The organism is Kitasatospora sp. NPDC059722, from assembly GCF_042733235.1.
Taxonomy (GTDB): Bacteria; Actinomycetota; Actinomycetes; order Streptomycetales; family Streptomycetaceae; genus Kitasatospora.
Genome location: NZ_JBHWGD010000088.1, coordinates 6,333 through 15,267, shown reverse-complemented (window position 1 = coordinate 15,267; position 8,935 = coordinate 6,333). Strand labels below are relative to the sequence as shown.

The 8,935-nt window shown below is 74.8% G+C and carries 5 protein-coding genes; 3 read left to right on the top strand and 2 right to left on the bottom strand.

All coding sequences use genetic code 11. The features are described from left to right. Positions 1-196 precede the first annotated feature (196 nt). The 3 genes from ACFV4F_RS35310 to ACFV4F_RS35300 are packed head-to-tail and all read left to right on the top strand — an operon-like array spanning position 197 to position 5,888. Positions 197-2,341: a putative baseplate assembly protein gene (locus ACFV4F_RS35310; protein WP_380508845.1), complete on the top strand. Its 2,145-nt coding sequence runs from the start codon at positions 197-199 to the stop codon at positions 2,339-2,341. A 31-nt stretch (positions 2,342-2,372) separates the two neighbouring features. Next, entirely contained in the window at positions 2,373-4,493 is a 2,121-nt protein-coding gene (locus ACFV4F_RS35305; protein WP_380508842.1) for a hypothetical protein, read from the top strand. Between the two features lie 21 nt (positions 4,494-4,514). Then, the gene (locus ACFV4F_RS35300; protein WP_380508840.1) at positions 4,515-5,888 is read left to right on the top strand and encodes a DUF6519 domain-containing protein; all 1,374 of its coding nucleotides are present in this window, start codon (positions 4,515-4,517) and stop codon (positions 5,886-5,888) included. 144 nt (positions 5,889-6,032) lie between these two features. Here ACFV4F_RS35300 and ACFV4F_RS35295 read toward each other — a convergent pair whose 3' ends face one another. Continuing rightward, positions 6,033-7,736: a protease pro-enzyme activation domain-containing protein gene (locus ACFV4F_RS35295; protein WP_380508837.1), complete on the bottom strand. Its 1,704-nt coding sequence runs from the start codon at positions 7,734-7,736 to the stop codon at positions 6,033-6,035. 173 nt (positions 7,737-7,909) lie between these two features. Then, positions 7,910-8,653, bottom strand: coding sequence for a BTAD domain-containing putative transcriptional regulator (locus tag ACFV4F_RS35290; protein ID WP_380440845.1), 744 nt, complete (start codon positions 8,651-8,653; stop codon positions 7,910-7,912). Positions 8,654-8,935 lie beyond the last annotated feature (282 nt).

Sequence of the window (8,935 nt, the reverse complement as noted above, 5' to 3'; positions counted from 1 at the left end):
GGGGGCTGGCGCGCCGGGGGGGGGGGGGCCCCCCCGGCCGGGGGGGGGGGGCGCCGCCCCCCCCCCCCCCCCGCGCGCGCCCCCCCCCGGGGGGGGCGCCCCCGCCGCCCTGCTCGTCCTCGCCGCCCGACTGGCCCGCCGGACGGACCCCGAGCTCACCGGACTGCGCTCGCTCGCCCGCTCGCTGGTCTGCCCGGTGAGCTGCGAAGCCGACCTCACGGACGGGGGCGACGACTGCCCCGACCCCTACCAGGCCGTCGGGCTGGTCGCGTTGACGCCCGTCCTGCCGGCCCTGCGCCGCCCGCCGTCCCGCCCGCCGACGTCGGCACGCGCCCTGGACACGTCCGTCCGGCAGCTGTTCCGGCCCGACGCGGACGCCCACCTGCGGCTGCTCGCCGCCGCCGACCCCCGGCTCAGCGGGCTGTACGACGCGTGGCGGCGCGAGCGGATCGCCGACCCGCCGCCGCTCGCCGGGCTCGTGGTCCTGCGGGTCCGCGCCGCCGTCGCGCTGGCCCGGCGGAAGACGCCCGCCTCCGACAACCGCGTCGACCAGGTCCTCCTCGACTCCGTCCACGACACGGTCCTCCCCGGGCGCCCGGTCCTCGTCGGCACCGGCGACGGCACGGACACGCTCGTCCTCTTCCCCGACCGCGTCCTGCCCGCCCAGCTCGACGTGACCGACCCGAGCGGCAGGAAGATCGGCGAAGTCACCGTCACCATGCTGGAGTTCGACACCCCGGTCGAGGCGTCGAAGCTCGCCAGGGGCACCCCGCTGTGGGCCCAGGGCGAGCCGCTCACCCCCGTCGGCCCGCCGATCCCCGACGACGTCGGCGCCGCCGCGATCGACCTTGCCCAGTGCTACGACGGCCTCAAGCCCGGCCGCTGGATCGTCGTCTCCGGCGAACGCACCGACGTCCCGCACACCAGCGGCGTGCAGGCCGCCGAACTCGCCATGATCGCCGGCGTCGGCCAGCGGCTGGACCGGACGGTCGACGGCGAGCCGGTGCTCCAGCGCGGCCAGGGCCCGCAGACCCGCCTCCTGCTGGCCAACGACCTCGCCTACACCTACCGCCGGTCCAGCGTCACGGTCTTCGGCAACGTCGTCGCCGCCACCCAGGGCGAGACCCGCGACGACGTCCTCGGCAGCGGCGACGCGAGCGTGCCGGGCCAGGCGTTCCCGCTGCACTTCGTCTCCGACTCCACCCCGCTCACCTGGACCGCCGCCGACAACCCCCTCGGCGCGCAGAACTCCCTCACCCCCCGCGTCAACGGCGTCGCCTGGCACGAGACCCCCGCCCTCGCGCTCAACGGCCCCAACGACCACGCCTACGAACTGCGCGGCGCCACCGTCGCGTTCGGCGACGGCGTGCACGGCGCCCGGCTCCCCACCGGCACGCAGAACGTCACCGCCCGCTACCGCACCGGCGCCGGCGCCTCCGGCAACCTCCCCGCCGGCAAGGTCAACCAGCTCGCCGCCCGCCCGCTCGGCGTCAGCGCCGTCACCAACCCGCTGCCCGCCACCGGCGGCGCCGACGGCGACGGCCCCGACGACGCGCGCACCGTCATCCCGCTGCGGCTGCGGGCGCTCGACCGGCTGGTGTCCGTCCAGGACTACGAGGACTTCACCCGGGCCCGGGCGGGCATCGGCAAGGCGAGCGCCGCCAAGCTCTTCGACGGCACCCGGGAGGTGGTGCACGTGACCGTCGCGGCGGTCGGCGACGCGCCGGTCGACCCGCTGTCCGACCTGTTCACCACGCTCGAACGCTCGCTGGTGGACTTCGGGGACATCGGCGTCCCGGTCCGGGTGGCCGCGCGGGAGCTGCGGCTGATCATTCTGGACGCGGGCGTCAAGGTGCTGCCCGACCACGCGTGGGAGCTCGTGGAACCCGCCGTCCGGGCGGCGCTGGCGGCCCGGTTCGGCTTCGCCGCGCGGACGCTCGGGCGGCCCGCGTACCTGAGCGAGGCGATCGCGACGATCCAGGGCGTCGAGGGCGTGGACTACACGGACGTGCACGTCTTCGCGGACGTGCCCGGCGACGTCACCCCGATCCAACTGGCCCAGCTGGCCGCCGGATTGACCACGGCCAACGCCTTCCTCCCGGCACTGCCGGCCCACTTCGAGCAGATCCGGCACCGGATCGTCCGCGGCGACACGCTGACCACGGTCGCCCAGCGGTACGGCCTCGGCCTCGCCGAACTCGCCGCGCTCAACCCGGCGTTGGACTCGCCCAAGCTCGACATCGGCCACCAGCTCACGGTGTACCGCGGCATCCGCCCCGCACAACTCGCCGTCCTCCCGGCCGACGTCCCCGAGGCCCTCACCCTCCGGAGGCTCCCGTGACCCTCCACACCCCCACCCCCCGGAGAGTCCCGTGACCGCCGACCGCCTGTACGACCTCCTCCCCGCCGTCGTCCGCACCCGCGACGCCGAACAGGGCTGGCCGCTCCGGGCGTTGATCGGCGTCATCCAGGAGCAGGCCGACGTCATCGAGGCCGACATCGACCAGCTCACCGACGACTGGTTCATCGAGACCTGCCAGGCCTGGGTCGCCCCCTACCTCGGCGAGCTCGTCGGCTACCGCGTCCTGCCCGGCTCCGCCGAGGCCCTGACCACCCCGCCCGGCGGCACCCCCACCGAGGCCGCCCGCCGCCTCCTCGCCGCCGTCGCCGGCCGCCGCGACGTCGCCCACACCGTCGCCAACCGCCGCCGCAAGGGCACCCTCGCCCTCCTGGAGCAGCTCGCCGCCGACGTCGCCGCCTGGCCCGCGCACGCCGTCGAGTTCCGCACCCTCCTCGGCCTCACCCAGCCCGTCCGCCTCCTCGGCCGCGACCCCCACGCCGATCGCCGCCGGCTCGCCCGCGGCCGCACGGCCGACCTCCACGCCGTCGACGAACTGGACCGCCTGGGCGGCCCGTTCGAGCGCACCGCCCGGACCGTCGACGTCCGCCGCATCGACTCGGCCCGCACCCAGGGCCGTTACAACATCCCCGAGGTCGGCCTGTTCCTCTGGCGGCTGCGCCCGTACCCCGTCACCCGCGCGCCCGCCCACTGCGACGACCGCGCCCGCACCCACTTCACCTTCAGCGTGCTCGGCAACAGCGCGCCGCTGATCGTCAGCCCGGTCAACGCCCCCGGGGCGCGCCTCGCCGACGAGAGCGCCGTGCCCGCGTTCATCCGCCGCCGCGCCTTCGCCGAGCGCACCGCGCAGTTCTACGGCCCCGGCAAGAGCCTGTGCGTCTACGTCGGCGACGAGCCCGTGCCCCTGCACCGGATCGTGCCCGCCGACCTCACCGGCTGGCGCCACCACCCCGCCAACGACCAGGTCGCGGTCGACCCCGTCCTCGGCCGGATCGCCTTCCCCGCCCGCCACGCACCCACCGAGGGCGTGTGGGTGGACTACCACCATGGCTTCAGCGCCGACCTCGGCGGCGGCGAGTACGTCCGCCCGCTCGGCCTCCGCCGCCCACCCGCGTTCTACCCGGTCGGCAAGGGCCACCAGCTCACCGGCATCGACGCCGCGCTGCGCCGCTGGCAGGCCGACAAGGCCGCCGACCCGGGCGGCAGGCACGAGGCCGTCATCGAGATCACCGACAACGGGGACTACCTGGAGCACCTCGCCGTCACCCTCGACCCCGGCGACCGCCTCACCATCCGCGCCGCCCAGCGCACCCGCCCGCTCGTGCGCGTCCTCGACTGGAGCAGCAACCGCCCCGACGCCCTGCACGTCATCGGCCCCGGCCCGGCACCCGGCGAGAAGCCCCCGTGCATCACCTTCGACGGCCTCCTCATCGCCGGCCGCGGCCTGCGCGTCTCCGGCGGCGTCGGCGCGGTCACCGTCCGCCACTGCACCCTCGTACCCGGCTGGTCGCTCGACCAGGAGTGCAACCCCGAGCACGTCGAGGAGGCGAGCATCGAACTCGCCGACACCCCGGCCTGCCTCCGGGTCGAGCACAGCATCCTGGGCCCGGTCGTCGTCAACGCCGACGAGGTCCACGCCGAGCCCAACCGCGTCTCGCTGTGCGACAGCGTCCTCGACGCCACCGCCCACGGCCTCGCCGCCCTGTCCGCCCCGGACCGACGCCCCGCCCACGCCGTCGTCGACCTGCGCCGCACGACCGTCCTCGGCTCGGTCCTCACCCACGCCGTCGGCCTCGTCGAGAACACCATCGTCACGGGCTGCCTGCACGTCGACCACCGCCAGTCCGGCTGCGTCCGCTTCACCCGGCTCGGCCCCGGCTCCCGCACGCCCCGCCGGTTCCACTGCGCCGACGGCCCGCCCCTCCCCCGCTTCACCAGCACCCGCTACGGCACCCCCGGCTACGCCCAACTCGCCCAGGACTGCCCCGACGTGATCCGGCGCGGCGCCGACGACGGTTCCGAGATGGGCGCCTTCCACGACCTCTTCCAGCCCCAGCGCGAGGACAACCTGCGGCTGCGCCTGGCCGAGTACACCCCCGCCGGCTGCGACGCCGGCCTCGTGATCGTCACGTGACCGCCCCTTAGGAGCCCGTCCATGCAAGGCGACTTCTCCCGCACCACCTTCGACCCGGGCAAGCACTACTCCGCCGTCCTCACCCAGCAGGGCCGCGTCCAGCTCGACGCCGACCTGAACGAACAGGGCGCCCTCCTCCTGCACCAGCTGCGCACGACGATCGCCGACCTCCTCGGCCCCGCCGTCGCGCCCGCCGTCGGCGGCGGCTTCGCGATCGACGCGGTCACGGGGAAGAAGCCCCAGGAGGACCTGAAGATCCCGGCGGGCCGGATCTACGTGGACGGCATCCTGGTCGAGAACGAGCTCGACACCACCTACTGGACCCAGCCGGACCTGCGCCTCGACCCGACCGACCCCACCGCCCAACTCCCCCAGGACAAGCCCTTCGTGGTGTACCTGCGGGTGTGGGAGCGGCTGGTCACCTCCCTCCAGGACCCGGCGATCCGCGAGGTCGCCCTCGGCGACCCCGGACCGGACACGGCGGCCCGCGCGAAGACCGTCTGGCAGGTCGCCGCACTCCCGGTGGCCGCCGCCACGACCGCCGACGCGCTGACCGAGTTCGCCACCCGCCTCGCCGCCTTCCGCCCCACCGGACGGCTGCGCGCCGGTGCCAAGCAGCCGCCGGCCGTCCCCGAGGACCGCTGCGAACTGCCGCCGGACAGCCGGTTCCGCGGCCCGGAGAACCAGCTCTACCGCATCGAGGTGCACACCGGCGGCCCCGCCTGGCCCGCCACCACCGGCCCGAGGTCACGCCGCGGCTTCCTCCCCGGCGCCACGTTCAAGTGGTCCCGGGAGAACGCCTCCGTGGTGTTCCCGGTCACCGCCCTCCACGGCGCGGTCGCCACCGTCTCGGCGCTCGGCCGGGACGGCAAACTCGGCCTGGAGGTGGGCGACTGGGTCGAACTCGTCGACGACACGACCGCCGGGCACGTCGCCGACGACACCGTCCTCACCGACCCGCCCCGGCCCGCGCCCCGCCTGCGCCAGGTCCTCGCGATCGACGCCGTCGACCTCCTCGTCACCCTCGACCGGCAGGACGGCGACACCGACTGCGGCCTCGGCCCCCACCCGTTCCTGCGCCGCTGGGACCACCTCGCGGCGGCGGACGACGGCGCACTCCCCCTGGTCGAGAACACCTGGCTGGACCTGGAGGACGGGGTCCAGGTCCGGTTCCAGCCCGCCCCGGGCGCCAAGACCGGCACCTACCGCCGAGGCGACCACTGGCTGGTCCCCGCCCGCACCGCCATCGGCGACGTCCTGTGGCCCCAAGGCGCCGACGGCCCCGCCGCCCAGGCCCCCGCCGGCGTGCAGTACCACTACGCCCCGCTCGCCTACGTCAACGGCGCCACCATCGACGCGTCCCCCCGCAAGACCTTCCGCCCCCTGGGCAGTTGAGCCCTGTCGACCGGCCGTCCCGGACGCACCGGCGAGTGGGCCGGCAGCCGGTCGAGGGCTGTCGGCCCACTCACCTCACAGGGGCCTCGCGGCTCACAGGGTCTTGAGGGTCACAGGGCCTTGAGGGTCACAGGGTTTTGAGGGTCACAGGGTTTTGAGGCCGCTCAGCAGGGCCGTGCCGACCGGGCTGCCGAATCCCGTGCAGGCGTCCCAGCCGGGCCCGGCATCGTAGGCGCCGTTGCTGCCCTGGGTGATGTCGCGCAGGATGCCGGTGGAGAGCTTCGTGTAGAGCAGCGGGTTGAGGAAGCCCACCGGTGCGCTGAGGCCCTCGTTGACGCGGCTGAGCAGCGCGGCCCAGAGCGGTGCGGCGGCGCTCGTCCCGCCGATCGGGTAGAGGCCCTGGCCGTCGACGGCCGGGATGACGACGCCGGTCACCAGGTCGGCGTCGGCGGCGACGTCCGGGACACCGCGGCCGGCGCTGTGCGGCGGGTTGGCCGAGTGCGGCACGTGGGCGTCGGACTGCCACGGCGGCACGGGGAACCAGCGGCTCACGCCGCCTCCCGTGGCGAACCCGGGGCCCTGGTCCCAAACCGTCTCGCTGGCGATGCCGCCCGTGTTCGCCACCAGGCTGGTGCCGCCGACACCGAGCACGTGCGGGCTGGACGCCGGGAAGTCGGCGTGGGCCTTCAGGTCGTTCGCGTCGTCCCTGGTGCCGTCGTCGCCGGAGGCGCAGCAGATGCTGATGTTGCGGGCGCCGGCCTGGGCGAAGGCCTGGTCGGCGGAGGTGATGGCCATCCGTGTCCACGCCGAGTTGGCGGAGTCCTCGGGGTTGCCGTAGCTGCAGGAGATCACGGTGGGCTTGTTGACGGTGTCGGTCACGATGGTGTGGATCGCGTCGACCCAGCCCTGCTCGGTGAAGACCGTGAAGTAGACGACGATCTTCGCCCCGGGGGCCAGGCCGCCGACCATCGCGAGGTCGAGCATGATCTCGGGCGTGCTGTCGGCCGGGTCGCTGCCGTCGTCGCTCCCGAGGTCGTTGCCGGGGCCGGCCACCACCACGTCGGTGATGTCCGGCATCGGGTTGCCGAGCACGTTCACGAAGTAGTTGCGCAGGGCGTCGATGCTGTAGCCGCCGGAGGGCCGGCCGGGCTGGGTCATGCCGTTGAAGGCGAGCACGGCGATGCACTGGCCGGCGCCGGTGGTGCCCGCGGGGAACGAGTAGTGGCGGCCGAGCTCGGTCGGCAGGAAGGTGCCGGCCGGGATGCGGGCGCCGGCGACGGCCGGGATCGTCGCACGGGCGGCGGTGGCCTGGCGGGTGCGCAGGTCGGCGCCGATCGGGCGGTTGTCCAGGCCGAGGACGCCGGTGACGATCCCGTCGAGTTCGGCGGGTACGTGGACGGCGCCTTCGCGGCCGCGGTAGGTGTGCCACCGGCTGTCGCGGCCCTGGTAGCGGTAGCGGGCCAGGGTCACCTGGAACGCGTTCGAGATCTGTTCCACGGTGCCGGTCAGCTGCACGCTGCGGGCCGGCTCGTTGACCGTGCCGAGCGTCAGCCCGTGGTCGAGGGCGAAGGCCTTGACGGCGGTGATGTCGGCCGGGGCGGCCCGGTAGGCCCGGTCGACCTCGCCGTGGTCGGCGGGCTTGCGCTTGGCCGGTGGTGTGAGCGCGAATTCGAGGAGGTCGGGCGGGGCCGGCGCGGCCGGGTCGCGGCGCAAGTAGACGGTGACGGTGAGTGGTTCGGAGAGGTTGGCCGGGCCGACGACACTGGCCCCGGCGCGCGGGGTGCGGTCACTGTCCGGGATGGGGAGGTACGGGCTGCGCGGCATGATCGCCTCCAGATGCTTCCACACGGAGCTCTGTACGTGTATCGCGCATATGTACTTTGTATACCCAGCTTCATCCTCGCCCGCAGCAGGCGTCAAGCGTTCCGGCCAGGGAGTCCGGCCGGGATAGGCCGGATGTTTACCCCGTATCCCTACCGTGCATTTTCCCGCCCCGCGCCCCCGGTGCGGGCCCGGCAGGATCAGCGGAGCCGGGCGCGCGCGATCCCGTCGTCCGCGCCCGGGGCCGCCTGCACCGCCGCGTCCAGCAGGCGCCGCATCCCCGGGGAGGGGTTCACCCCCAACTCCCTTTGGAGCAACAGGCGGTAGGCGTGGTAGGTGTGGATCGCCTCGCTGTAGTTGCCCTCGGCGAGGTGGATCTCCAGCAGCAGCCGGTGCGGACTCTCCCGCAGGGGCTCGGCGCGCAGCGCGGCGTGGACGGCTTCGAGGGCGGCGGCGTAGTCGCCGGCGCGGAGGTCGCGCAGGGCGAGCTTCTCCATGGTGTGGAGGTAGAGCTGGCGCAGCCGTTCGCGCTCCAGCAGCACCCAGTCGTCGTACCAGCCGGGCAGGAGCTCGCGCGGGCCGCCGGCGAGCAGTACGCGCGGGTCGCCCGTCCCGGACTCTCCGATGCCGCCGAGCAGTTCGTCGACGTCGAGGCGCACCGAGGCGTGCAGCCGCAGCGTCTCGCCGGCGGCGGCGAGCACCGGGGCGGCGAGCACGGGCGCGCCGGACTGCTGGAGGCGCCACAGCGCCGTCCGCAGCCGGCCGGAGGCCTTGGCCTCGTCGGACTCCGGCCACAGCGTGCCGGCCACGAGGGCGCGGTGGGCCTCGCGGCGCAGGGCGACGAAGGCGAGGAGGCGTTGGAGCGTCCTGGTCAGGTGGACGGGTTTCGCCCCGCAGTCGAGCGCGAAGCCGTCGAGCAGCCTCAGCCGAGCGGAAACAGCCATACACCCGCCCCCTCATGCCCTCATGGATGTCCGCGTACGATCATGCCCCGCTGCGGCGCCCTCACCCCGAACGTCACGAATTCACCCTTTCGAGCGATTCCGTCACTCCGGGCTGACGTCGGGCCCGCGCCGGGCCCGCGCCTCGCCGTACGCGGCCAGGACCCCGAGGTAGCGGCGGCGGACGTCGTCCCGGGGGGGTGGGGGGGGCCCCCCAGCCCGGGTTGGGCGGTGGATAAAGAAAGAGGGGTGGGTGAGGGCCCCCCCCCGCGGCGGAGGGAGGGG

What these genes read in the sequence shown, in the direction of transcription:
- ACFV4F_RS35300 (WP_380508840.1), top strand. Translation starts at nt 4,515, where the DNA reads ATGCAAGGCGACTTCTCCCGCACCACCTTCGACCCGGGCAAGCACTAC.
- ACFV4F_RS35290 (WP_380440845.1), bottom strand. Translation starts at nt 8,653, where the DNA reads ATGGCTGTTTCCGCTCGGCTGAGGCTGCTCGACGGCTTCGCGCTCGAC.